Below are 23,734 nucleotides of genomic sequence, written 5' to 3'. Positions count from 1 at the left end.
CCATCAAGCGGGAAAGACCAGTTGCACCTTGCAGGCTACCGAGCGATCGCCGGCCTGCTCGAAGGCGCTGGCCGCCTGTTCTATCGGAAACTCGTGGGAAATGATCGGTCTGACGTCGATGCGACGCGTCGCGATCAGGTCGACGGCGCGAGCGAATTCTACATCGAAACGCTGCGAACCGACAAGCCGCAATTCCTTGCCGACCAACGCGCTGAGCGGGAGCACGATTTCGCCGGTTACGCCAACCTGGACGATCAGACCGCGCGGCTTGACCGTGGCGATCGCGCTCCGAAGCGCCGGCTCCGCGGCGGAACACTCGAAGGCGAGATCGAACTGGCCCTTTTCCGCCTCGAAGGGCGCAAGCGCCAACGGATCACGCCGGATGTTGAGGACGGTCGTCGCGCCCATTGCCATCGCTCGTTCGAGCGCGCCATCGGCGAGATCGCAGACGACGATCGTCTCGGCCCCGGCATGGCGGGCGGCGGCAATCACCAGCACTCCGATCGGCCCTGCGCCGGTGACGAGCACATGCTTGCCGACGAGATCGCCGGCCTGCGCGACCGCGTGAAGGCAGACGGCCAGTGGCTCCGAACAGGCGGCTTCGCCCGCGCCGGCCAGGGTGCCAGCCGGAAAGCACTGGCTGGCCGGAACGACCAGCCAATCGCGAAACATCCCCTGCGCATGCGGCAGACGCATGGCGCTCCCCATGAACCGCATGTTCAGGCAATGAATGGGAGTATCCTCCCGGCAGAAGCGGCAGTTTCCGCAAGGCTGGCTCGGATTGACCGCCACGAGGGCGCCGATCGCAAGGCCGGACACGTTTGTCCCGAGCGCCTCGACATAGCCCGACGCCTCATGGCCCGGAATGATCGGTTCGCACACCCGGACGGGGCCAAAGCCGCCGTCCTGATAATAGTGCAGATCCGAACCGCAGATGCCGCCAGCCGCCATCTTCAGCAGCACCTCGCCTTCTCCTGGTTCGGCGAGGTCGGCGGTCTCCACCCGGAGATCGCGCTGGCCGTAGAGCCGCGCGAAGCGCGTGCGGATCGTCGCTCTCCCCATCAGCGCACGAGTCCCACCATGCCCGGCAGCCACAGGGTCACCGCCGGCACGAAGGTGATCAGCAATAGCGCGATGAAGAGCGGCAGGAGCCAGGGCAGGATCGCCATCGTCGTCCGTTCGACCGAGAGTTTGGCCACGCGCGACAGCACGAAGAGCACCATGCCAAGCGGCGGGTGAAGCAGCCCGATCATCAGGTTTAAAGTCATGATCAGCCCGAAATGGACCGGGTCGATGCCGAACTGCGCCACGAGCGGCAAGAGGATCGGCACCAGAATGGTGATCGCCGCGATCGTATCCAGGAAACAGCCGACGAACAGCATCAGCAGGTTGACCAGGATCAGGAAGACCCATTTGTTGTCCGTGATCGTCAGGATCGCCCCGGAGAGCATCTGCGCTGCCTGGCTCACCGTCAGCAGCCAGGCAAAGATGGAGGCGGCCGTGACGATGAACAGCACCGAAGCGGTTGTCTCGATCGTGTCGAACGTTGCCCGGGCGAGCGTCGACATGGTCATGCTCCGGTATCGCACCAGGCCGAGAAACAGCGACCAGAGGACCGCGGCAACAGCGGCTTCGGTCGGCGTGAACCAGCCCATAGTCATGCCGCCGATCAGGATCACCGGTGTCATCAACGCCATGACGGCGGAAAAGTCGAAATACCAATCGAGCGCGAGAAGCACCACGAGAGCGAGGCCGACCGCGACATTCATCGACAGGCCCGCTGACATCAAGAGGTAGATGGCAAGCGGCACCGAAAGAACGACGATGACCTCGAGAGAAGCCGACAACAATCGCTTGATCTCGAACGGCGTGTCCGACCCCCAGCCGCGTCGATAGGCAAAGATGGCGACCGTCAGCATCATCAGAGCGGTCATCACCACGCCCGGCACGATTCCGGCCATGAACAGCGCCCCGATCGAGACATTCGCCATCATGCCGTAGATGACAAACGGTAGGGACGGCGGAAATATCGGGCCCAGGGTCGCCGATGCGGCGGTAACGCCGACCGCCGCCTCAACCGGATAGCCGTGATCCTTCATCGCCTTGATCTCGATCGTGCCGATGCCGGCCGCATCCGCCAGCGCCGTGCCCGACATGCCGGAAAAGATCACCGAGCCGATGATGTTGACCTGCGCGAGCCCGCCCTTCATCCAGCCGACGAGCGCCACGGCGAAGGAATAGATGCGTCCGGTGACGCCGGCGGAGTTCATCAGGTTTCCGGCGAGAATGAAGAAGGGCACCGCGAGCAGCGGGAAGCTCTCGACGCCCGCGATCATCCGCTGTGCGGCGATGATGTCCGGCGCGACGTTGAAGAAAACGAGATAGAGAACGGATGCCACGGCCATGGAGATGGCGACGGGCACACCGATCACCATCAGCACCACAAAGGAACCGACAAGCAGAAGCATGGATCAGCCCTCGACTTTCTGAAATTCCTCCGGCTTCTCGAGAACCGAATAGCCGCGGCGTTGATTGGCGATGAAAACCTGGATGGAGCGGATCAGCATCAGCACGAATCCGGCCATGACGCTGAAAAAGACGATGTTGCGCGGCAGGTCGACGGTCACCATCCGTTCATGGGCGACGATCTCGACATAGCGCCACATCAGCCAGCAGGCATAGGCGAAGAAGCCGATCCGAACGAGATCGACGAAGATCGCCAAGCCACGCGCCAGTGGGCGCGGCAGATAATGATAAAGCACGTCGACCTGAATGTGCCGCGAGACGCGAACGCACATGACCGAGCCCAGGAAGACCACGCTGATCAGGCAATTGGTGGCGATCTCCTCTGTCCAGGCATAGGAGTCGTTCAAAACGTAGCGCGTGAAAAACTGCAGGAATACGCAAGCCGTCATAACCCAGAAGATGACGAATGTGATCCAATCCTCGAAGGCATAGTTCGAAATGTCGGCGGCTGGCGGCGCCTCGTCGAAGGAATGGGCAATCTCCTCCGGTGTCGTCTGCAAATGGATTTCTTGTGACATGGGCGATCATCCGGCGAGGGTGGACGGAATGCCGGCGGCGCCTACGGACCGCCGGCAAGCGGTTCACTTGACGGCGCGGATCGCTTCCCAGTCTTCCTTCCGGTAGCCGAAGTCCTCGAGCGCCACCTTGTCCACGACGTTCGCCTCGAAATCGGCCTTGTCGACTTCGGTCACTTCAAGGCCGCGCTCCTTGAACGTCGCGACGAGCCCGTCTTCGCGCTCCCCGATGATCTTTGTGGCGCGCTCGGCGGCTTCCTGCATGACCTCGGTGAAGATCTGCTTGTCCGCATTGGAGAGCTGCGACCAGACGGATTTGGAGACGACCGTGTTCAGGTGATCGACGATATGACCCGTCAGCACGATATGCTTCTGCACCTCGAAAAACTTCTTTGCCTCGATCGTCGTCAACGGATTCTCCTGTGCCTCGACGGTGCCGTTCTGCAGCGCAAGATAGACCTCGGCAAAGGCGATCGGTGTTGTATTGGCGCCGCAGGCACGCGGCATGGCCAGGTAGGCCGGAACATCCGGAACACGCATCTTCAGGCCCTGCATGTCGGAACATTTGGAAATGGGCCTATTCGACGTGGTGTGGCGCGTGCCATAATAGGTGACGGCGGTGATGTGGTTGCCGGAGGCGTCCTCATAGCCCTTGGCAAGATTCTTGAAGACATCGCTCTTCGTATAGGCGAGCAGATGCCCCGGATCGCGAAAGGTGTAGGGAAAATAGGTGACGCCGATTGGCGCATATTCGCGCGCGGCGAAGCTCGAGCCTGAAATGATGATATCGACCGTACCGAGCTTCAGGCCCTGGTTGAGATCGGCCTCCTTGCCGAGCTGCGAGGCCGGGAAGACGTCGATCTTATAGCGCCCCTCGGTGCGCTTGCCGATCTCCTCGGCCGCCCAGACGGATTCGGTGTGGAACGGCTCGGAGGTCTCGTAGACATGCGCCCATTTAAGCGCCGTCTGGGCCTGGGCGGTGATGGCTGAAGCCAGAATAATCGCAGTCGCACCCAATAGCAGTCTGACCTTCATCTTCCTTCTCCTCCAAAGTGAAGTCATTCGCGCAGACCGGGATGAGGAAAAGTGTACGCGGTCTTCCGCCTGCATCCCGCAATTCAAAGTGTCAGTGCTGTTTCCCCCCGGCACGCCTCCAGGCGGCGGGTACCTTGCTGTCGGCAGCTTCCTCTCCGAAACTGGCCGACAGGCGAAGTTGAGATTGGTCGAGATGTGCGCGCATGGCGGCGCGTGCTGCGGTCGGATCACCGGCGGCGATCGCGTCGCGGATCACGCGATGTTCCTCCATTGCGGCCCGCCATGTCTCCGTGTTCTCGAAATAGCTGGCGAGCTTCTCGAAATAGGGCGTCATGCGCATGTCATGGATGCTGCCGACGAAACGGTTCAGCGTTTGGTTGGCGATGATGCCTGATATGAGAATGTGGAACTCCCGGTCGATCGCCAGCGCCAGGCGACGATCCTCCAGGGCCGCGGCCATTCGCGTCAGATTGTCGTCGAGAATGGCGATATGCTCGGGCCGCGCCAGACGGGCTGCCTCCTCGGCGATCGCACACTCGACGACCGCCCTCGCCCTGAGCAATTCGAACGGGCCCTCGAAATCTTCCGGCGGCACATCGGGAGCCGGCGCCTGCCGGCCTGTGACATAGATGCCCGAGCCCATGCGAATATCGATGAAGCCTTCGACCTCGAGCACGATCAAGGCTTCCCGTATTGTCGGGCGGGAAACGCCGAATTTCTGCGCCAGATCACGTTCGGCCGGAAGCCGCGAACCGGGCGCGAGTTCGCCCCGTTCGATCAGGCCTCGCATCTGATCCGCCACCTGACGATAGAGGCGGCGCGATTCCACGGCAGAGAACATCATCGCTTCTCCGAGGCAGCCTTAGGCACAAAGCGGCTACGTGGCCAGGTGGTCATACCAATCGACGCAAGAATACTGTTCACTGGGTCTGTGTCAATCAGTCAATTGTTAAAAGAGGGGTCGTTTGCGGGAGGGGGCGAAATACTACCTTAAGCGATCGGGCGCGTTACCTAAGCGACCATGACATCTTTCACACGATAGGGATTTTGGCCGGTTTCGCCACACAACGGCGTTGAATAGGCGTCATGGTGCCGAGCCGGCCCCTCTTCAGGGGCAGGCCGGGCTGGGTGCGATCGAGCGCCTGGATCTGGCTCTTCTCATCGGCCGACAGCACGATGGCGTGGGCCGGGGTGGCCAGCGCCTCGGCCTCAGGGCGGCAATCTCTTCGCCCGCGAGCGAGGTGCTGAGCGCGGCTATTGCCGTCAGAAATTCCTCATCGTCGCCCGCGGCGAAGGTCGATGCCCGCTGCTCCAGCCGAGCAACCTGCTCTCGGACCGGTGCAAGCTCAGCTTCCAGCGCGGCGGTCTGAGCGCCCAGTCTGTTGTTCAGAACTGCCTCACGGGCGCGGTCGCTTGCATATATCGGATGCACTGCACTCGATCTCGCCGACCCCGGTTGAAGAACCCGGTCGCGGCGCCTGCTTCTGCTCCAGGTTGAGCGAAGCCTTGTCGTCGTCAATGAGCGTGAAGATCTCCTGGGGCGTTTCGACACCACGCATAAGATGGTGGCCGAGTGATATCAACTGGCCCGGGAAGCAACGCCGAAACCTCGACGAAACGAGAACCCAGCGGTGTAGGTCCTTGCACATCCCAGCCAAGCGCGCGGCTTCATTGGCCGCCGCGCCGATAACGGTGAATTGCATGCGCTGGGGAACCCCGAGGTTCCCGTACATCACGTCGCCAACGTGTAAGGCAAGACCGAAGTTCAGCCGTGGCTCCCCCCTCGTCTCTCGCCGGTCGTTGAGGGCATCGACGCGCGACCGCGCGGCCCGGGCCGCTGCTAACGCGGCCGCGCAGGCGCCCTCTTCGGGGAAGCACGCTTCGCGCAGCGGCCTCTCGGTCCCGCCGATGGCAAAGATCGCGAGCACTGCATCGCCGATATAGCTGAGGATCTCCCCGCCATGGTCCAGTACGGCTCCGGCAGTGCAGTCGAAGAATTCGTTCAGGGTGCGAAAGAAGTCTTCCACAGGAATCGATTCGGAAAGTCGGGTCGAATCCCGCAGGTCGCACAGCCAGATAACCGCGTGGATCTTTTCACCTTCGCCCCGCTTCGTCCGGCCCGCCAGAACGCGCTCGCCAGTCCGTTGGCCGAGATAGGTCTTCAGTAGCTTCTCTGCTGAGGCCTGCATGTCAGGTTCCCACCGCTAGCCGCTCGGAAAAACGGCGCATGTCCGACTATTATGGGCTGGCTTGGGGGGGTCTGAGCCGGGCGCCGACCCCACGCATGAATTTGGCCATCATCAGCATGGCGCCACCCGCCAGGATGAAAGCGGCGGCCACGAGCCATGGTAAGACAGATGGCCAAACAGCGATCAATACGCCGAGGCTTATGAACGCAATCCCTGGCATCACCATTACCAGGCCGGAAAGCGGTTTTTCCATCATGCCCTTACAGGTTTCTGCCATCGGGCACTTCGGCATGGGGGCTGATTGTGCCATTTTCCACTCCTCCAGTCTGTCGTCGTATCTGCGCATCAATGCTGCCTAAAGCAAGGCTTCACAGCCGTCCCTTCTTCGACTTTCCGAACACGCCTCCGCCGCAAGGACACTTTCGTGCCATCAGCCGTTCGGCAAACACGACTTATTCGCCGAGCACGCGGCGGCGCTCCTCGAACTCCTCCTTGTCGATCTCGCCGCGCGCAAAGCGCTCCTTGAGAATATCAAGCGGCGTGCGGCCGGACGGCGTGGCGTGTGGCGTAGCTGATCCCTGCCATGGTCCACCAGCCCAGCGGGAGAGAAAAACCACGGCTGCAATCAGCACGGCCAGAAAGAGGATCATGAAGAGCGGGCCGAAAATCATCATCATCCAGCCTCCACCCCACCCCATCATGCCCGGACCATAAGCGTACCTTTCGGCGTCTGACGGTGCCTGCGCCAACACCGCGCTCGGCGCGAGGAACAGGGCCGCAATTGCCGCAGTGCAAATCGCAATCAGAACCTTTTGCATTGGCGGTCTCGCTTCATCTTTTCGGTCCTCCCAGGGCAACGCCGCTTACACAGCGGGCTGGTACCCGCATCCCGCGAGTTTATCCGGAGGCGATCCAAGGTCAGCAGCAAGCGCTTACCTGCTGCTCATAAACCACCTCGGGCTTCTTCAGGCTTTCGGCCAAGTGCTCCACATGTGAGGCCGCTTTCCCCTTGATAAACGCAGAAAGCTTTACGATCGTCTCTATTTCTTCGTGCGATATCCCCGCTTTCTCGGCCGCATCCAGATGCAATTTGAGGCTCGACACGCAGTTGACGCCATAAGCTGCACCTATGCACACGAGTTCGTGCACGCGGTCGGTCCCCCGCGCGTCCTCTGGATCGGCCGCTGACTTGCGTTCACCAAGATGAGTCAGCCCGTAGGCCTCCATGATGTCAGTGGCGCTGCGTCGCACAGACAAAGCGTCGTTTATCGCCTGCCTGATTTCCGCGTCTGATGCGCCAGACTCACGCACCTTCTTCACATGAAAATCGGTGCACGGCTTACAACCGGCGGCGATGGAAATACCAAGGGCAGCGAGTTCCTTCTCTTTCAATGTGATCGCCATGTCACACCTCCAAAACAAGTCCAACTTAACTTTATAACAGCCTTCAGGAAGGTCTCGCTTGATCCGGATCAAAAGAAAGGGAGGCTGTCTCAAAAAGGGTTAAGTGGTCGGCGCGGTCGTGTTTCCGAACGGTCGTCGAAACCGAGTTTGGTGTAGCGAGTCGCCCCCTCTCCACCAGCGTGGGTCTTGTGCAAGAAGAACCGCAGCGACCAATGTCGGCCGCTCGCGCGGTGGGCTGACGATCCGTATCGATGGCAAAGGATTGCCGCTCCACCTTGCGCTCAGCGCCGGACAGGACCACTACAACGGCCTTGCGACCAACCTCATCGACGGATTGAAAGAGGATTGCCTGGCGGAGCGCGCCTACGACAGCGAAGCCATTCGGGACTTCGTCAGACTCCGGGGCGCATGGGCGAATATCCCACCGAAGCGAAACCGCAGGAACCCCATCTGCTTTAGCCCCGACCTGTACAACGAGCCCAATTGCGTCGAGAGGCTCTGGCTCCTGATGAAGGAGGAGCCAGACGGCCTCGCTGCCGGCGCGATTGCCGAGGCGATCGGATGCCCTCACAACACGCTCTCCTCTCATCGGGGCATTCTGACCTGCGCCGGCCTGCATCCGCATGCTCATCGGCTTTTCTGGTCAACGACTGCTGTCACGGTCACCCGGAACTTTGCGATGTTCAGGAGGCAGTGCGGCTGACGGATTGTGGCTGTTCCCGGCGACGATAAGCTGACGCCATACTGGCTCGCACAACGGTCATAGGGCGTCCCCTTCTTTCGCAACCGGGGCCGAATGCTTGTCGTGGGCCGGGCTGCTGCGCTGAGATCTGTCGGCGGGAAACCAACGCTGTCCCTCTAATTGGGAGATGTCTTCTCGGACGCGCGAATTGCCAGACGAGAGCCGCCATTTAGCAAGGACCACGCGAGGACCGCTCTCCTGAAGGTTTTTCCACCCAGAGCGACCGGAAGGTCCCATCCACCGGGCGCGGCCAGCCATTGACTTGTCAGATATATCCATTATTCTGGATTGATGGATGAAAAACAGACGATTGCCGCCTTGGCCGCCCTTGCCCAAGCCACACGCCTGAGAACGTTCCGCCTGCTGGTCGAACGGGAACCCGAAGGCGTGCCGGCGGGCGAACTGGCCAGACTGGTCGACGTGCCGCAGAACACCATGTCGGCGCATCTTGCGACGCTCTCGCAGGCGGGATTGGTTCGGGGCGAGCGGCAAAGCCGCTCGATCATCTACCGCGTCGATCTCGATCGGTTCCGGGCGGTGATGCTCTACCTCCTGCAGGACTGCTGCGGCGGCAATGCCAGTCTCTGCGCGCCATTGATCTCCGATCTGACCCCCTGCTGCGCTACCAGTGAGGAGGCGCAGACTCTATGAACGAAACTGGAGAGCGCCCATGAGCGACAAAGTCTACAACGTCCTGTTTCTGTGCACGGGCAACTCGGCCCGCTCGATCATAGCCGAAGCCATCCTCAACAGGCTCGGCATGGGCAGGTTCAAGGCCTATTCCGCGGGATCGCAGCCGAAGGGAGAAGTGCATCCATTTGCCTTGCAGCTCCTCAAGGGGCTGAACTACGACACGTCCTTCGCCCGCTCGAAGGCCTGGGACGAGTTCGCCGCTCCCGGTGCGCCGCAAATGGATTTCGTCTTCACCGTCTGCGACAACGCCGCCGCCGAGGTCTGTCCCGTCTGGCCGGGGCAGCCGATGACGGCGCACTGGGGCGTACCTGATCCGGCCGCGGCCGAGGGCAGTGATACCGAGCAGCACTTTGCCTTCACCGAAACCTACCGCATGCTCAACAACCGCATCTCGATCTTCATCAGCCTGCCGATGACGAGCCTCGACAAGCTCGCCCTGCAGAGAAGGCTCGACGAGATCGGCCGCAACATTCCGAAGGCGGGCTGACGCATGGCGTTTGACCTGAACCGCCGCCTCGCTGCGGAAGCCCTGGGCACGGCCATCCTGGTCGCGACCGTCGTCGGCTCCGGTATCATGGCCGACCGTCTCTCCAACGACGTGGCGGTCTCGTTGCTCGGCAACACCATACCGACGGGCGCGATCCTCGTTGTGCTGATCAGCATTCTCGGACCGATCTCCGGCGCACACTTCAACCCGGCGGTTACCCTGGTGTTCGCAGCAAAGCGAGAGATCGACGCAACCGCGGCCTCGCTCTATGTCCTCGCGCAGATTGCCGGGGGCATTGCCGGGACGCTGATTGCGCATGCGATGTTCGACCTGCCCCTGTTGCAGGTGTCGGAAACGGTCCGCACGGGAACGGGCCAGTGGCTCGCCGAGGCGGTCGCGACCTTCGGGCTCGTTCTCACGATTCTGGCGGGATTGCGCTTCCGCGCCGACACCATTCCGTGGCTGGTCGGCCTCTACATCACGGCCGCTTATTGGTTTACCGCCTCGACGTCCTTCGCGAACCCTGCCGTCGCCGTCGCCCGCGCCTTCTCGAACACCTTTGCGGGCATCCGTCCGGCGGACGTCCCGGCGTTCATCGCCGCCGAGCTTTTCGGCGCGCTCGTCGCCGCGGCCGTCGTAGGGTGGATGCACACCGAACGAAACACCTCAACTTTCCCGATAACCGTCAAGGGAACCGAATGACCATGGACGTCACCATCTACCACAACCCCGCATGCGGCACGTCTCGCAACACCTTGGCGCTGATCCGCCATGCCGGCATCGAGCCGACGGTGATCGAATATCTCAAGACTCCGCCGAGCCGGGACGAACTTGCCCGAATGATCCACGACTCCGGTCTCTCCGTCCGCGAGGCGATCCGGGAGAAGGGAACGCCCTTTGCGGAGCTTGGTCTCGACGATCCGGTACTCTCCGACGACCAGTTGCTGAAGGCAATGCTCGAGCATCCGATCCTCATCAACCGGCCGTTCGTCGTCACCCCGATCGGCACCCGGCTGGCGCGGCCATCGGAGGCGGTTCTCGATATCCTACCCGCCGATGCCTTCAAGGGACCGTTCGTCAAGGAAGACGGCGAGAAGGTTCTTGATGAAGAGGGCGGCCGCATTGTCTGATCTTCCCGCCGCCGATCCGCGTCATCTCCGCAAGCCCGATATCGATGCGCTGCGGCCGCCGTTCTCGACCCACCCGCCGCGCATCCTGATCCTCTACGGATCGCTGCGCCAGGTGTCCTATTCCCGGCTTCTTGCTCAGGAGGCTGGGCGGTTGCTGGAACGCTTCGGGGCGGAAGTGCGCTTCTTCGATCCTTCCGGGTTGCCGTTGCCGGACGACGCGCCCGCCAGCCACCCCAAGGTGCAGGAACTCCGGGAACTCTCGGAATGGTCGGAAGGCCAGGTCTGGGTGAGTCCGGAACGGCATGGGGCGATCACCGGGGTGATGAAGGCACAGATCGACTGGATACCGCTGTCGATCGGATCCATCCGGCCGACGCAGGGTAAGACCCTCGCCGTCATGCAGGTTTCGGGCGGCTCGCAATCCTTCAATGCGGTGAACACGCTCCGTCTGCTCGGCCGCTGGATGCGCATGATAACGATCCCGAACCAGTCGTCGGTCGCCAAGGCGTACCAGGAGTTCGATGCGAACGGTCGGATGAAGCCGTCGTCCTATTACGACCGCGTCGTCGACGTCTGCGAGGAGCTCGTGAAGTTCACGCTGCTCACTCGCGACGTGTCGGCCTATCTCGTCGACCGATACAGCGAGCGCAAGGAAGACGAGGAGAAGCTTGAACAGCGGGTCAAGCTCAGGTCGATCTGAGCATACTTCTGCCCGCGAAGGAGCGGCATCGGCCGACAATTCGATCTGAGGCAATTTGTGAATGCAGAGACCCGAGGCCGATTGGACAAAACCCTGGTGGAAGCCGATCCTGTTCGTTGTCTGCGTTGTGCTCGCACTCGTTCAGGTGATAGGCAGCGTTGTTTTGTATTTCGTTCATTGATGACTTGCACGCGGCGACAGGCCAGCGGGGAGACATATCGCCGACGACGTCGATTTCTGTGAAAATTGCGAATCGAAGCGCCCGGCTTTGGCTTGCCGAAGAGCGCTTCCCAGAGCAGGCTCGACCCCGAGCAGGATCACCAGAAGGGAAGCCAGGGGCCACTGCAAACCGAGAGAGAATCTTCCCAGGTGCCTCCGGCCAGAAAGACCGCCTCGCCCATGAGCCAAATGCCCTCGATCTTCTCGCCTGCAATCCGCAGGGACGCCTGAGCCACGAGAATGATGATGAAAACGCGCCGCCTTGCCTTCTTGGGCTCGTTTGGGGCACACCTCCTCTGAGGCGGTGCGCAACAAAATCAGGGTGCCCTCGTCGGACACCCCGAAAGATGCGACCCTTACTGGCGAGCACGATCAGACTGCGTATTCCTGCGATTTGAACGACAGGTGTTTTGCATTCCCCGGAATATCGGAGATCTTGCGGATCGCCGCCCAAGTCTGCTTGTAGTTCGGGATGATGAGCTCGTTCGTCCCAGGGCTCACGACATTGCCCTGAACGCCCTTCGGATAGCCGAACTGCATGAACGCTTCTTTGCGCTTCATGGCCGCCTTCGGATAGACCATCGCCTGGGTCGAACCGTTGTCGTTATAGACCTCGACGAGATCGCCTTCCTTGAGGCTCAATTCCGCCATGTCCTCCGGATTGATTTCGATGAACGGATAGGGCCAGCGGTCAACGACCAGTTCCTCCTGCTGGTCGAGATAGGCGCTTTGCCAGACATGGTTGGTGCGGCCGTTGTTGATGAGGAACGGCCATTTGGCCTTCTCCTCTTCCTTGCCCGACGCCTGAAGACCGCGCCAAGGGGCATCCATGAAGCGCGCCTTGCCGTCATCCGTGGAGAAGACGCCGTCCTCATAAAGTCGTTGCGTACCCACGATCTTGCCGTCGGCAAAGGCGGTTGCGGGCTCCTGGAAGCCGTTGGTGCCCATGGCGCGCAGCCGCTCGTAAGTGACGAACTCGCCCCCCTTGGCGTTCTTGGCGTAACCGTCCATGAAGGCATCTTCTTCCGTCTGCCAGTCGAAGCCCTTGAACATGTCGGCCACGTCGCCCTTTCCCGTCTCACGGAACACCCGTTCCAGATTGTTGGCAAGCCGCGCGGCGATCAGGCAGTCGGGCATCGCCTGACCGGGCGGGTCCATATAGCGCTCGGTGATCCGCATCCGCCGCTCGCCGTTCATGGACGTCAGGTTCATCTCGCCCGAGGTCGCCGCAGGGAGCCACACATGGCAGGCCTGCCCGATCTTGGTCGGGATGATGTCGACATCGACGGCGAAGAGGCCGCCCTGGCGGATCGCCGAAACGATCGCGTCGACCATCGCACTGCGGTCGCCATAGGCGACGCTCGACATCGCGTCCTTCACCTTGTCGGTCCGCTCCTTGTAGACCCGCTTGAACTCAAAGGCGTTCAGCGTGGTCTTGTAGTGATCGCAGCCCCAGATGTGGTGGACGCCGCCCTTGCCGCTGATCAGAAGCTCGTCGACATAGGCCGCGGGCCGCCCGACATGCGCGTCGCTCGGCCGGACATAGCCCTCCTGGTGACCGCCGAGGCGGACGACGCCACCACCCATCCGGCCGACATTGCCGGTCGCGAGCGCGATATTCACCAGCGCGCCATTGGTGCGGTAATTGTCGTTGCCCCAGATCAGACCTTTCTCGTAGCCGAACATCGTGCGCCGGCGCTTGCCGCCTTCCTTCGGCATGGCGATCCACTCGGCCGCCTTGACGATGTCCTCCGGTTTGAGGCCGGTGATCTTGGCTGCGTCCTCGACCGACATGCGGCAGCCTTCGACGGCGGCCTCAAAGCCGGTGAGGTGGCCGGGGTTCGCTTCCGAAACGCCACGCGCCGGATAAAGCGGCGGCCGCGCGGGCGCCTCGCGCAGCGTGCTCTTCTCGATCAGTTCCCTGTCGACCCAGCCCTTCTCGGCGATGTAGGTGAAAAGGGCGTTGAAGAGCGCAAGGTCTGTGCCCGAATTGATCGCCAGGTGCAGCACGTTCTCCTTGCCCGCCTCCACCTCGCAGGCGTTGATGGTGACCGTGCGGCGCGGATCGACGATGACGATGCGGGCGGCGTCATGCGGCTCGTCCGGCATCAGTTGCTTCTTCTTGTCGAGCGACGCGCCGCGCAGGTTCGGGACCCAGTGGTTGAGGAAATAGTTGGTCTGGGTTTCGAGAGCGTTGGTACCGACCGCAACGATCGTATCGGCGAGTTCCGCGTCCTCATAGCAGTTGTTCAGCTCCCCGACGCCCATATCGCGCGTGCCGTGCACCTCGGAATTATAGGCCGGACGGTTGTGGATGCGGATGTTCTTCACCTTCATGGCACCGAAATAGAGCTTGCCGGTGCCCCAGGTGTTTTCATATCCGCCGCCGGCGCCGCCATGGTCGAAGGCGGAGACGAAGAGCCCGTCTTCGCCCTGTTCGTCAATGATGGCGGCAGTGACGCGGGCGACGAGGTCGAGCGCGTCGTCCCAGCTCGTCGGCTGCATCTCGCCGTAACGCCAAACCATCGGATCGGTGAGGCGCTGAAGCTGAGTGTTGCGGGCGCGGCTGTAGCTCATCTCGGCGATGCGCGCCCCGCGGATGGAAGCGAGACCTGAATTCACCACGCACTCCTTGTCCGGCTTGATGACGAGATGGACGTCACGTCCGTTCTGCTTGACGATGTTGTACATAGCCGGGGCGTACCACGCGTCGGCTTCCGCCTCCTGCTGCTTGGAAAGGTCGACACCGAAGATATTGTCTGATGGCGCCGGGCCGCCCTCTGTGTTCACGTCCCAGCTATAGGCGTGGTAGCCACAACCGACGATGCAGTAATGGCAGACGACGGTCTGGACCCTCGCATTTGGTGGGATGATGGGCAATTGCCCGATTTGACGTTTGTAAGCCATCTTACCCTCCCTCAAAGCACGTTGGAAAGGCGGCCATAGAGAAGCTCGTCGAGCCCCTCGGCATAGATGTCGCCCTTGTCGTCGATGCGCAGCATGTATTGCGGCAGGTTTTGGGTCGCTTGGCCCCAGATCTCCAGGCCTCCGCGCTCAGCGTCGAAGCGCGAATAGTGACCCGAACAATTGAATGTCCTGTCGTCGGCCTTGTAGGTGAGCGGGAATCCCTTGTGGGGACAGATGGTGGTAAACCCGACGATGTCGCCGTCGGAACCGGCGCCGCCCTCCACTTTCGTGCCGAGCTTGAGGAGCACGCCGGGCGCATCTTGATCGGGATAGCTCACATCGAGCGGTTCGTTCACCTTGAGATCGGCCACATTAGCAAGGCGGTTCGATGGATATTGCATTCGCGCCGGCGCGGCGGCTACCGCCTCAGACGGCGCAACGGTCGAGGCGACCGCGCCTGCGGCGACGACGCCGGCGCCGGTCAGGAATTGACGGCGCCCGATATCGACCATGGCATGGCATCGTTTCATGGGTTCTCCTCCCTCTATTTGACGCCCATTCTGGCTGCGGTCTGTTTTGACAGAACCCACAGGCTCGATGACGTCCCAAGAGGGAGACGTTCAAAGAGACCCATGAACGTCGGATTCATATTTTGTTATTTCTAGAATTCCCGACACGAACGATAATAGAAAAAGATGGATTTGTCATCCGTCCTCGGCGGGTGACCAAAGCGACGATCTGGAGGATTCATGGAGAAAACCACGCTTGCCGTCATTGGCCACGCAGGCCCAGAGGAAAGCGGCGGCACGATGTCAAGCACGCACGGTCTTGTCGCGCTCGCAGCCCTCGGCCAGCCGACCCGGATGGAGATCTTCCGGCTCCTGATGAAGGAGGAGCCCGATGGCTTGGCTGCAGGTGCGATTGCCGAGGCGATCGGATGCCCGCACAACACGCTCTCCTCTCATCTGGGCATTCTGGCCCGCGCCGGCCTCGTGCGCGCGACGCGCTCCGGCCGCTCGATCATGTATCGCGCCGACGTCGACAGCATCCGCATGCTCATCGGCTTTCTGGTCAACGACTGCTGTCACGGTCACCCCGAACTTTGCGATCTCCAGGAGGCGATGCGGCTGACGGATTGCGGCTGTTGCGGCGACGATAAGGACTGTTGACGCCATTACTGGCTCGCACAACGGTCATTGGGCGTCCCCTTCTTTCGCAACCGGGCCGGACGCCTGTCGTGGGTTCGGGTTGCTGCGCCGAGATTTGTCATCTTGCGGGAAGACCAACGCTGTCCCTCGAAATTGGGAGACGTCTTCTCGCACGCGCGGATTGCCAGACGAGAGCCGCCATTCAGTCAGGACCACGCGACGACGCTCACCATCCGCTACAGCCATCTGCATCTGACCGCGCCGAGTATGGGGCGAGATCGGAAACGCGATATCAGCATTCGGCGGCATTGCAGCAGCTCTACGGCTATCGACCGTTCGAAGGCCAAGCGCCCACGGATATGCTCACATGGCTCGAGGAGGCCGCCGAGAGATCAAGAACGAATGACCTGTTGGCGGCCGAGTTTCTGGAGGAACTGCGCAGTCGCAATGTGATTGTCCCGGCGATCTCAACCGTCGAACGATGCTGTGCCGATGCCCTGGTCGCCGCCGAACGGGCGATCGCGTCCCGTATTGCAGGGCGTCTGGACGCGCAGAGCCGCGCTCGGCTTCTGTCCCTGCTTTCCGAAACTGCCGATGGCCGAATGACGCGCTTTGTGTGGTTGCGTCAGTTCGAAGTCGGCTCCAACTCCAACGATATGAATGGCCTGCTCGACAGGCTGGAATTTCTGCGCAAGCTCGCCGTCGATGTTGGCATTCTCGACGGCATCCCACCTCACCGCGTGGCCGGTCTGCGCCGCCAGGGCGAACGCTATTCCGCCGATGGAATGCGGGATCTGTCGGAAAATCGACGATTTGGCGATCTTGGCGGCATGCGCCGTCGAATGGTCGGCCATGCTGGCGGATGTCGCCGTCGAGACGCATGACCGCGTTGTCGGAAAACTCTATCGTACCTGTGAACGCAAACGGGATGATCTGCTGCAGGCCGAGCGCGCCTCGATCGGCGATACTCTGAAAATGCTTTGTCGCTTCGGCGAGGTACTGATCACCGCGCATAAAGTGCAGGACGAATTAGGAATGGCCATCGCGGAAGGTGGTGGCTGGGAGCTGCTCCGCCAGACTGTCGCACAGGCGGCTGCGCTCACAGGCAAGGTCTCAGCGGACCCGTTGGAATTTGTGACCGACGGATATGCCCGTTTCCGGAGGTATGCGCCTCGGTTTCTGGAAGTCCTGGCGTTCCGCGGTGGACGCGGCGCAGATTCGCTGCTCGAAGCATTGGAATTTCTGCGCCGCCTCAATCGCCGCGGCCATCGCACTTTGCCAGTGAATGCACCGCTCGACTTTGCCCGAGCAAGATGGCGCAAAAGGATTCTGAAGGATGGGAAGCCAGATCGGCTAGCTTGGGAAATCGGGCTGTTGTTCGAACTTCGCAATGCTCTGCGTTCGGGCGACATCTGGCTGGCGGACAGCAGGCGGTATCGCGAGATCAGCACGGCGCTGGTCCCAATCGAAACGGTATCCGAAACTGCACGGCTGGCCGTTCCTCTGGAGGCGGACGACTGGCTTCGCCATCGAAGCCACATTCTCAAACGCGGCATGGCGCAGATCTCATGTGCCAATGAGGCTGGCGTTCTCGCAGGTGGGGCCGTCGCAGATGGCAAGCTTCAGATCGACCGGCTCGAAAGGGCGGCGCCGGAGGAGGCTGCCGCGCTCGTCCTGAAACTCTATGAAAGTATGCCGTCCGTTCGGATCACGGACATCCTCATCGAGGTCGACGAAAAGCTGCGCTTCACGGACGCCTTCACTGATCTCCGCACGGGTATTGCTGCGGCGATCGGATCGGCGTGATGACCGTTCTGCTCGCCGATGGCGTCAACCTCGGTCTCAGGAAGATGGCCGACGCCTGCGACACCCACACCTTCTGGGAGTTGCTCCGGATCGGCAAATGGCACGTCAGAGAGGAGACGACGGCACGCGCCCTTGCGATGATCGTCGAGGCGCAGTCGAAATTACCGATGGCCCGCTTCTGGGGCGACGGAAAGACTTCGTCCTCGGATGGCCAGCACTTTCCGGCAGGTTCGACCGGGGAAGCACTGAATATCGTCAATGCCCGGTATGGCAATGAGCCGGGTCTTTCGGCGTACAGCCATGTCTCTGATCGGTATGCTCCCTATTCGACTCAGATCATTCCCGCGACCGCGCACGAGGCACCTTACATTCTCGATGGTCTGCTGCAGAACGACACCGGAAGGCAAATCCGCGAGCATTATGCCGATACCGGCGGTTTCACGGATCATGTTTTTGCCATCTGCTCCGTTCTCGGCTTCCGGTTTGCGCCGAGAATCCGCGATCTGCCGGACAAGCGGCTTTACGTTCCCGCTCTTGACCAGGTGCCTCCTGCGCTCCAGCCGCTGATCGGCGGCCGCATCAACATTCGGCTGATCCGTGAAAATTGGCCTGATATTCTGCGGCTCGCTGCCAGCATGGCCGCCGGGACCGTCGTGCCAAGTCAGATACTTCGAAAACTCGCCGCCTATCCACGTAAGAACAGCCTGGCACTGGCACTTAGAGAGGTCGGGCGTCTGGAGCGTTCGATCTTCATGCTCGACTGGTTGAGCGACATTGATTTGCAGCGTCGAGCACAGATCGGATTGAACAAGGGCGAGGCCCATCATGCCCTCAAGCGCGCGGTCAACTTCAACAGGCGTGGCGAAATCCGCGACCGGTCGTCCGAGGGACAGCAACATCGAATTGCCGGTCTCAACCTCCTCACCGCAATCATCATTTATTGGAACACATGGACGCTCGGCGAAATCGTCGCCGAGCAAATCGCCAGCGGCCAACAAATCGACCTCGGGCTCCTGCCTCACGTCTCACCGCTCGGATGGGAGCATATAACGCTCACTGGAGAATATCGATGGCCGCCCTTAAGGTAGTATTTCGCCCCCTCCCACAAACGACCCCAAAGAGACGAAGCTCTCCCGCCGGGGCAAGTTTGGTTGCATATCCAAGACAGACGTCTTGGCCCTGTTCCAGACGACGCCGCTGAACGGGAAAGGAACCTTAATTTGAGCCAGTTCCCAAGTGCCGGCGAGAGCCCCCTCGGGCTCGGCTTTCCCGCAATCCCTGGCACGCGGATGGGTGGCGGCGGCTATGGTCGTGAGGCTTTCTGGCTTTGCGGCTGTTGATTTCTTAGCGCCTCTCAATCACCTCCCCATACACCTATCAGCATCTTGAGAAATCGCTCTGCCGCCGGCGACAAGGTGCCGCCGCGACGGCGAACCACGCCGATGGTACGCGATATCTCGGGATCGCCAATCGGGCGTGTGATCAAGAACGGATGGGCGCCCTGCGGGGTCGCCATGCGCGGTAGCACTGAAATCCCGAGGCCGGCCTCCACCAGACCGAGGGAGGTGGACAGATGGGTCACTTCGTAGAACCAACGCAGTTTGATACTCGATTTTGCTAGCGCTGCGTCGAGCAGGGTTCTGTTGCCGCTCGACCGGTGAACCGTAATCAGATGGTAGGGCTCGAGGTCTGCCCAGTCGACTGAGGGTTTGGCTGCAAGAGGGTGATCCTTGCGCGCTGCAAGCACGAATGGGTCTTCCGCGAGCCGCTCAAAGGTCAGGTCCGGATCCGACGTGCCCATGATATTTATGCCGAACTCCACCTCCCCGCGTGCCACGGCTTGAAGACCGTCGGTCGCCGGCAAGTCGAGAATTCGAAAGCGGATGTTCGGATACTCCTCATTGAACTGGCGGATGACGGTAGGCAGGAAGTAGAACGCCGCGGTAGGGAGGCATGCGATCGTCACCAATCCGCCGCGATTAGGTCCAACGTCACGGACAGCAAACAGGGAGCCATCGAACTCCTCCAGCATGCGTCGGACAAGCGGCACGAGCTCTGTTCCGAGAGCCGTCGCGGAGACATGCCGGGTTGTCCGTTCCAAGAGGGGCGCTCCTATAACCTGCTCCAGTTTTTGAATGCGACGGCTCAACGCGGGCTGTGACAGATGCAGCGCATCGGCGGCGCGATGAAAGCTCTCCAATTCGACGACGCTCAGGAAGGCTCGAAGGTCAAGGATCTCGCAATTAATGCTCATCGTGCATCAATTCCCCGAATCTAAGCATTTCACAGATCAACGCTTCTTCCGATAAGTGGATCAACGAACATCGATTGATACGTCGATGACATAATTCCGGTGGAAGCACAAGCGATGAACGACCTGCTGGCGATCCCTTGCGTTCTGATGAGAGGCGGCACCTCAAAGGGTCCGTTCTTCCTGGCGAGCGATCTTCCTGCGAATGCCAGCGAGCGGGACAAGATCCTGCTCTCCGTCATGGGGTCGGGTCACCCGTTGCAGATCGATGGCATCGGCGGCGGCAACCCGGTCACGAGCAAGGTGGCCATCGTCGGACCTGCCAGCCTTCCTGGCGCCGACGTGGATTATCTCTTTGCCCAGGTGCGGGTCGAGCAACAGATTGTCGACACCTCCCCGAACTGCGGCAATATGCTGGCTGCGGTGGGCCCGTTTGCCATCGAAGCCGGACTTGTTCCAGTCCGTGGAGAAACGACGCTCGTCCGGATCCATAACGTCAACACCGGCAAGCTGATCGAGGCCGAAGTTCCCACGCCGAACGGCAGCGTCTCCTATCTCGGTGAAGCTGCAATTGACGGCGTGCCCGGCGGTGCAGCCCCGATCGCGCTGACCTTCATGGACGCAGCGGGGGCTCGCACCGGACAGCTCTTTCCCACTGGCAAGCCAATCGACGTGATCGACGGTGTGGCTGTCACCTGCATCGACTGTGCGATGCCGATGATGTTGATCGAGGCGGACTCGATCGGCGCAAGCGGCTTCGAGTCAGCGGCTGAACTCAATGCTGATAGGGAATTGCTTGAACGGTTGGAAAAACTGCGCATCGCGGCCGGCAAACGGATGGGCCTTGGAGACGTGCGCGATCAGGTAACGCCGAAGCCGGTGCTCATTTCCCGGCCAACGTCGGAAGGCGACATCAGCGTGCGGTATTTCATGCCGCATCAATGTCACCCGTCGCTGGCAACCACGGGCGCTGTAGGGATCGCCACGGCCTGTATCAGCCAGGATACAGTCGCCTCGCTACTGATCGGCCGGCGTGCCCCTCCAGTCGTGCTTTCCATAGAGCACCCGAGCGGCCACCTGGACGTCAAGCTCTACGAAAGAGACGGCACAGTCGTCGCCGGAATCCTTCGCACCGCCCGCCGGCTGTTCGAAGGACATGTTTTCGCAAAACCTGTCACGCAAATGGGTTGCGCGGCATAATGACCGTGGCCGCCGGGAGGGCGCCACCAACACGGAGGAAAATATCATGCGCAAGCTCATGCTCGCCCTCGCGGCAACCGTCGCCTTTGCCGGTTCGGCTCACGCGGATGCGGTCCGCATCAGCGTCGGCTCTTACAACCTCAACAATCTCCCGTTTCCGGTCGCCCAGGGGCTCGGCCTTTATGAGAAGGAAGGCCTGGAGGTAACCGTCGAAAACTTCGCATCGGGCGGGTCGAAGACGCTTCAGGCGCTTGTTGCCGGCTCGACGGATATCGCCGTCGGTTTCTACGATCATACGATCCAAATGCAGTCGCAGAAGAAGGCCGTGGTGGCGTTCGTGCAACTCGCCCGCAATTCCGGGCTCGTGCTGGCGGGCGGTTCGGGGAGCACTTTCGACCCGGCAAAACCAGAAACGATCAAGGGCGCGAAAGTCGGGATCACCTCGCCAGGCTCGTCTTCCGATTTCTTCGTCCGCTACTACCTGCAGCGCAACGGCTTGCCCGCGGACGCCGTCTCTCTGATCGGCGTCGGCTCCGGGTCTGCCGCCGTCGCGGCCCTTGAACAGGGCAAGGTCGACCTCCTCGTCAACTACGACCCGGCAGCGACCTTCATCGAGGCCAAGGGCGTCGGCAACATCCTGATCGACGGGCGCAGCGACGACGGTGCCAAGGCGATCTATGGCGGGATTTACCCAACCTCCGTCCTCTATGCCACACAGAGCTATATCGAGGAAAACCCGGAGACCATCCAGAAGGTCACGAATGCGACGGTCAAAGCGCTCGAGTGGATGAACAGCCACTCCGCGGAAGAGATCGTCGACACGCTCCCGAAGGAGTTCATCTCCGGCGATCGCGACACCTACATCAAGGCGGTAGAGAACGCGAAGGCGATCTTTTCAAAGGACGGACGTATCGACGAGGAAGATATCAAGACTCCGCTCGCCGTCTTGAAGAGTTTCAACGAAAAAGTCGCGGCGGCTGAAATCGATCTTACGAAAACCTACACGAACGAGTTCGTCGGCAAAGTCCGGAACGTCGCCGCCAACTGACAGGAGGAGGTCATGGCATTGGCCGTAGTGAAAACCGCAACCCCGATGGACAGTCCACATCAGGCAAAGCCGATGGTTTCCATCGACTCGGTCACCATGTCCTTCGGCGCCTATGTGGCGGTGAAGGACGTGAACCTGAGTGTCGCCGATGGCGAGTTTCTCGCGATCGTAGGGCCGACCGGCTGCGGCAAGAGCACGATACTCAATGCGATTGCCGGGCTGCTGAAGCCCGCAAGCGGCACGGTCGCGATCGACGGCCAGCCGGTGCGCGGGGTGCAGAACGACATCGGCTATCTCTTCCAGCAGGATGCATTGCTTCCCTGGAAGACCGCGCTCGAGAACGTGGAACTCGGCCCGATGTTCAAGGGTACGGGCGCTGCCGAACGGCGCGAGCAGTCGATGAAGTGGTTGGCGAAGGTCGGCCTGAAGGGCTTCGAGCATCGCTATCCCCATCAGCTTTCCGGAGGTCAGCGCAAGCGCGTTCAGATGGCGCAGGCGCTGATCACCGGCCCCAAGGTCATCCTGATGGACGAGCCCTTTTCGGCACTCGACATTCATACCCGCCACCTGATGCAGAATGAACTGTTGCGGCTTTGGCAGGAGGAACGGCGCGCCGTGGTGATGATTACGCACGATCTCGAGGAGGCAATTGCCCTCGGAGATCGGGTCGTGGTGCTTGCCGCCGGACCGCGCTCGCGCGTGATCGACAGCTTCCCCGTCGATCTCGAACGCCCGCGCGATGTCGCGGAAATCAAGCTCGATCCACGCTTCATGGATCTTTATCGCAACATCTGGTCATCGCTGCGCGGCGAAGTGGAGAAAAGCTATGAACGCCATGACTGAACGCCTCATCCAAATCGCGCTGCTGGTGGCAATTGTCGGCGGCTGGCAGCTCGGTGTCGCGGCCGGCGCCATCGATGTCTTCTTTTTCCCGGCGCCGCTCGACATCCTGAACCAGGTGGTATCCTGGGTACTGGACGCCAGCTTCTATAACCATGTGGCCATCACCCTCACGGAAACCGTGCTCGGCTATCTGGTCGGGACGGCACTCGGCGTGGCAGCAGGCGTCTGGCTCGGCCTCAGCCGTTCGGCCGCGCGCATTCTGGACCCTTTCATCAAGGGCTTGAACGCGATCCCGCGAGTCGTGCTTGCGCCGATCTTCGTGCTCTGGCTCGGCCTCGGTCTCTGGTCGAAGGTGGCGCTCGCCGTGACGCTGGTGTTCTTCGTCACCTTCTTCAACGCCATGCAGGGTGTCCGTGAAGTGAACCCGGTGGTGCTGTCGAACGCCCGCATTCTGGGAGCCAAACGGTCGGACCTGCTGCGCCACGTCTATTTCCCGGCAGCGGCAAGCTGGATCCTGTCTTCGCTGCGCACTTCGGTCGGCTTTGCCGTCGTCGGTGCGATCATCGGCGAGTATCTCGGCTCCTCCGCCGGGCTTGGCTATCTGATCGCTCAGGCGGAAGGCAATTTTGATGCGGTCGGCGTCTTCGCAGGCATCCTGATCCTCGCGATCTTTGTCCTGATCATCGACAGCATCCTCGACGTCGCCGAGAAGCATCTCATCAAGTGGAGACCGAGCGCTTCCGAGCGGCCTGCTTGACGAACATTAGCGGCAATCGAGAAGCCTATTCACGAGCGTTCTCCCTTCAGTCCACGAGGGAGAACGCGGGCGTTCTGAACACTCGCTGTGACCTTTCCGGCCTGGCTCATCCCCCCGCACGTGGCTGCCCGGCT

General features: G+C 61.3%; 26 protein-coding genes and 2 pseudogenes. 15 read left to right on the top strand and 13 right to left on the bottom strand.

All coding sequences use genetic code 11. The features are described from left to right. Nucleotides 1–3 precede the first annotated feature (3 nt). The 7 genes and pseudogenes from EKH55_RS24360 to EKH55_RS24330 form a co-directional block, all read right to left on the bottom strand. Nucleotides 4–1,062 carry an L-idonate 5-dehydrogenase gene (locus EKH55_RS24360; protein WP_151613490.1) on the bottom strand — a complete coding sequence of 353 codons (1,059 nt, stop codon included), beginning with the start codon at nt 1,060–1,062 and terminating at the stop codon, nt 4–6. Continuing rightward, the gene (locus EKH55_RS24355) at nt 1,062–2,468 is read right to left on the bottom strand and encodes a TRAP transporter large permease (RefSeq protein WP_069460185.1); all 1,407 of its coding nucleotides are present in this window, start codon (nt 2,466–2,468) and stop codon (nt 1,062–1,064) included. The genes EKH55_RS24360 and EKH55_RS24355 overlap by 1 nt, the downstream gene beginning before the upstream one ends. 3 nt (nt 2,469–2,471) lie before the next feature. Beyond that, the gene (locus EKH55_RS24350; RefSeq protein WP_151613489.1) at nt 2,472–3,044 is read right to left on the bottom strand and encodes a TRAP transporter small permease; all 573 of its coding nucleotides are present in this window, start codon (nt 3,042–3,044) and stop codon (nt 2,472–2,474) included. A 63-nt stretch (nt 3,045–3,107) separates the two neighbouring features. Then, nucleotides 3,108–4,076: a sialic acid TRAP transporter substrate-binding protein SiaP gene (locus tag EKH55_RS24345; RefSeq protein WP_151613488.1), complete on the bottom strand. Its 969-nt coding sequence runs from the start codon at nt 4,074–4,076 to the stop codon at nt 3,108–3,110. Between the two features lie 91 nt (nt 4,077–4,167). Then, nucleotides 4,168–4,917, bottom strand: a complete 750-nt coding sequence (locus EKH55_RS24340) for a FadR/GntR family transcriptional regulator (protein ID WP_069460250.1) — start codon at nt 4,915–4,917, stop codon at nt 4,168–4,170. Between the two features lie 226 nt (nt 4,918–5,143). After that, nucleotides 5,144–5,275, bottom strand: a pseudogene (locus EKH55_RS24335) (IS630 family transposase); the annotation flags it as partial. Nucleotides 5,276–5,473: 198 nt separating this feature from the next. After that, on the bottom strand, nt 5,474–6,265 hold the full coding sequence (locus EKH55_RS24330) for an adenylate/guanylate cyclase domain-containing protein (protein WP_151613487.1): 792 nt from the start codon (nt 6,263–6,265) through the stop codon (nt 5,474–5,476). A 38-nt stretch (nt 6,266–6,303) separates the two neighbouring features. Here EKH55_RS24330 and EKH55_RS24325 point away from each other — a divergent pair, with 38 nt between their 5' ends. Continuing rightward, nucleotides 6,304–6,624: a hypothetical protein gene (locus tag EKH55_RS24325; RefSeq protein WP_151613486.1), complete on the top strand. Its 321-nt coding sequence runs from the start codon at nt 6,304–6,306 to the stop codon at nt 6,622–6,624. Between the two features lie 93 nt (nt 6,625–6,717). Here EKH55_RS24325 and EKH55_RS24320 read toward each other — a convergent pair whose 3' ends face one another. Together EKH55_RS24320 and EKH55_RS24315 are read right to left on the bottom strand one after the other, a co-directional pair. Further along, entirely contained in the window at nt 6,718–7,083 is a 366-nt protein-coding gene (locus tag EKH55_RS24320; protein ID WP_210249916.1) for an SHOCT domain-containing protein, read from the bottom strand. 100 nt (nt 7,084–7,183) lie between these two features. After that, entirely contained in the window at nt 7,184–7,693 is a 510-nt protein-coding gene (locus tag EKH55_RS24315) for a carboxymuconolactone decarboxylase family protein (RefSeq protein ID WP_427915854.1), read from the bottom strand. Nucleotides 7,694–7,931: 238 nt separating this feature from the next. Between EKH55_RS24315 and EKH55_RS24310 the strand changes: the two genes are divergently transcribed. The 6 genes from EKH55_RS24310 (at nt 7,932) to arsH (ending at nt 11,421) form a co-directional block, all read left to right on the top strand. Next, a complete protein-coding gene (locus EKH55_RS24310; RefSeq protein WP_192803811.1) occupies nt 7,932–8,372 on the top strand; it encodes a transposase in 441 nt (146 codons plus the stop codon). A gap of 330 nt (nt 8,373–8,702) precedes the next feature. Then, nucleotides 8,703–9,062, top strand: coding sequence for an ArsR/SmtB family transcription factor (locus tag EKH55_RS24305; protein ID WP_151613483.1), 360 nt, complete (start codon nt 8,703–8,705; stop codon nt 9,060–9,062). A gap of 19 nt (nt 9,063–9,081) precedes the next feature. Further along, nucleotides 9,082–9,591 carry an arsenate reductase ArsC gene (locus EKH55_RS24300; protein ID WP_151613482.1) on the top strand — a complete coding sequence of 170 codons (510 nt, stop codon included), beginning with the start codon at nt 9,082–9,084 and terminating at the stop codon, nt 9,589–9,591. A gap of 3 nt (nt 9,592–9,594) precedes the next feature. Next, on the top strand, nt 9,595–10,293 hold the full coding sequence (locus tag EKH55_RS24295; RefSeq protein ID WP_151613481.1) for an aquaporin: 699 nt from the start codon (nt 9,595–9,597) through the stop codon (nt 10,291–10,293). A 2-nt stretch (nt 10,294–10,295) separates the two neighbouring features. Next, on the top strand, nt 10,296–10,721 hold the full coding sequence (arsC, locus tag EKH55_RS24290) for an arsenate reductase (glutaredoxin) (RefSeq protein ID WP_192803888.1): 426 nt from the start codon (nt 10,296–10,298) through the stop codon (nt 10,719–10,721). Then, a complete protein-coding gene (gene arsH / locus EKH55_RS24285) occupies nt 10,696–11,421 on the top strand; it encodes an arsenical resistance protein ArsH (protein ID WP_192803810.1) in 726 nt (241 codons plus the stop codon). Before arsC ends, arsH begins: the two co-directional genes overlap by 26 nt. A gap of 591 nt (nt 11,422–12,012) precedes the next feature. Here the strand turns inward: arsH and EKH55_RS24280 are convergent. Further along, a complete protein-coding gene (locus EKH55_RS24280; protein ID WP_151613479.1) occupies nt 12,013–14,547 on the bottom strand; it encodes an arsenate reductase (azurin) large subunit in 2,535 nt (844 codons plus the stop codon). Between the two features lie 11 nt (nt 14,548–14,558). Continuing rightward, nucleotides 14,559–15,077, bottom strand: coding sequence for an arsenate reductase (azurin) small subunit (locus EKH55_RS24275; protein WP_151613478.1), 519 nt, complete (start codon nt 15,075–15,077; stop codon nt 14,559–14,561). A 219-nt stretch (nt 15,078–15,296) separates the two neighbouring features. Between EKH55_RS24275 and EKH55_RS24270 the strand changes: the two genes are divergently transcribed. Both EKH55_RS24270 and EKH55_RS30370 read left to right on the top strand, forming a co-directional pair. Further along, nucleotides 15,297–15,716, top strand: coding sequence for an ArsR/SmtB family transcription factor (locus tag EKH55_RS24270; RefSeq protein WP_151613477.1), 420 nt, complete (start codon nt 15,297–15,299; stop codon nt 15,714–15,716). A gap of 68 nt (nt 15,717–15,784) precedes the next feature. After that, a pseudogene (locus EKH55_RS30370) lies at nt 15,785–16,132 on the top strand (DUF4158 domain-containing protein); the annotation flags it as partial. A 30-nt stretch (nt 16,133–16,162) separates the two neighbouring features. Here EKH55_RS30370 and EKH55_RS29850 read toward each other — a convergent pair. Further along, nucleotides 16,163–16,549, bottom strand: a complete 387-nt coding sequence (locus tag EKH55_RS29850; protein WP_246231862.1) for a hypothetical protein — start codon at nt 16,547–16,549, stop codon at nt 16,163–16,165. Between EKH55_RS29850 and EKH55_RS24260 the strand changes: the two genes are divergently transcribed. Together EKH55_RS24260 and EKH55_RS24255 are read left to right on the top strand one after the other, a co-directional pair. Beyond that, on the top strand, nt 16,548–17,501 hold the full coding sequence (locus EKH55_RS24260; RefSeq protein WP_151613476.1) for a hypothetical protein: 954 nt from the start codon (nt 16,548–16,550) through the stop codon (nt 17,499–17,501). The genes EKH55_RS29850 and EKH55_RS24260 overlap by 2 nt on opposite strands. After that, on the top strand, nt 17,501–18,589 hold the full coding sequence (locus EKH55_RS24255) for a Tn3 family transposase (RefSeq protein ID WP_151613475.1): 1,089 nt from the start codon (nt 17,501–17,503) through the stop codon (nt 18,587–18,589). The genes EKH55_RS24260 and EKH55_RS24255 overlap by 1 nt, the downstream gene beginning before the upstream one ends. A gap of 266 nt (nt 18,590–18,855) precedes the next feature. Here the strand turns inward: EKH55_RS24255 and EKH55_RS24250 are convergent, their stop codons facing one another. After that, nucleotides 18,856–19,755: a LysR family transcriptional regulator gene (locus tag EKH55_RS24250; RefSeq protein WP_069460181.1), complete on the bottom strand. Its 900-nt coding sequence runs from the start codon at nt 19,753–19,755 to the stop codon at nt 18,856–18,858. A 114-nt stretch (nt 19,756–19,869) separates the two neighbouring features. Here EKH55_RS24250 and EKH55_RS24245 point away from each other — a divergent pair, with 114 nt between their 5' ends. From EKH55_RS24245 to EKH55_RS24230, 4 genes are read left to right on the top strand one after another with little or no spacing between them, the layout of a single operon-like run. Continuing rightward, nucleotides 19,870–20,952: a 4-oxalomesaconate tautomerase gene (locus tag EKH55_RS24245; RefSeq protein WP_151613474.1), complete on the top strand. Its 1,083-nt coding sequence runs from the start codon at nt 19,870–19,872 to the stop codon at nt 20,950–20,952. 46 nt (nt 20,953–20,998) lie between these two features. Further along, nucleotides 20,999–22,000 (top strand): ABC transporter substrate-binding protein, encoded by a 1,002-nt coding sequence (locus EKH55_RS24240; protein WP_151613473.1) that lies wholly within the window; start codon nt 20,999–21,001, stop codon nt 21,998–22,000. Between the two features lie 12 nt (nt 22,001–22,012). Beyond that, nucleotides 22,013–22,843, top strand: a complete 831-nt coding sequence (locus tag EKH55_RS24235; RefSeq protein WP_069460178.1) for an ABC transporter ATP-binding protein — start codon at nt 22,013–22,015, stop codon at nt 22,841–22,843. Then, nucleotides 22,827–23,600, top strand: coding sequence for an ABC transporter permease (locus tag EKH55_RS24230; protein WP_069460177.1), 774 nt, complete (start codon nt 22,827–22,829; stop codon nt 23,598–23,600). Before EKH55_RS24235 ends, EKH55_RS24230 begins: the two co-directional genes overlap by 17 nt. Nucleotides 23,601–23,734 lie beyond the last annotated feature (134 nt).

The organism is Sinorhizobium alkalisoli (genome assembly GCF_008932245.1).
GTDB lineage: Bacteria > Pseudomonadota > Alphaproteobacteria > Rhizobiales > Rhizobiaceae > Sinorhizobium > Sinorhizobium alkalisoli.
The sequence above is the reverse complement of the archived record's forward strand: the minus strand, read 5'-3'. Positions and strand labels throughout refer to the sequence as shown.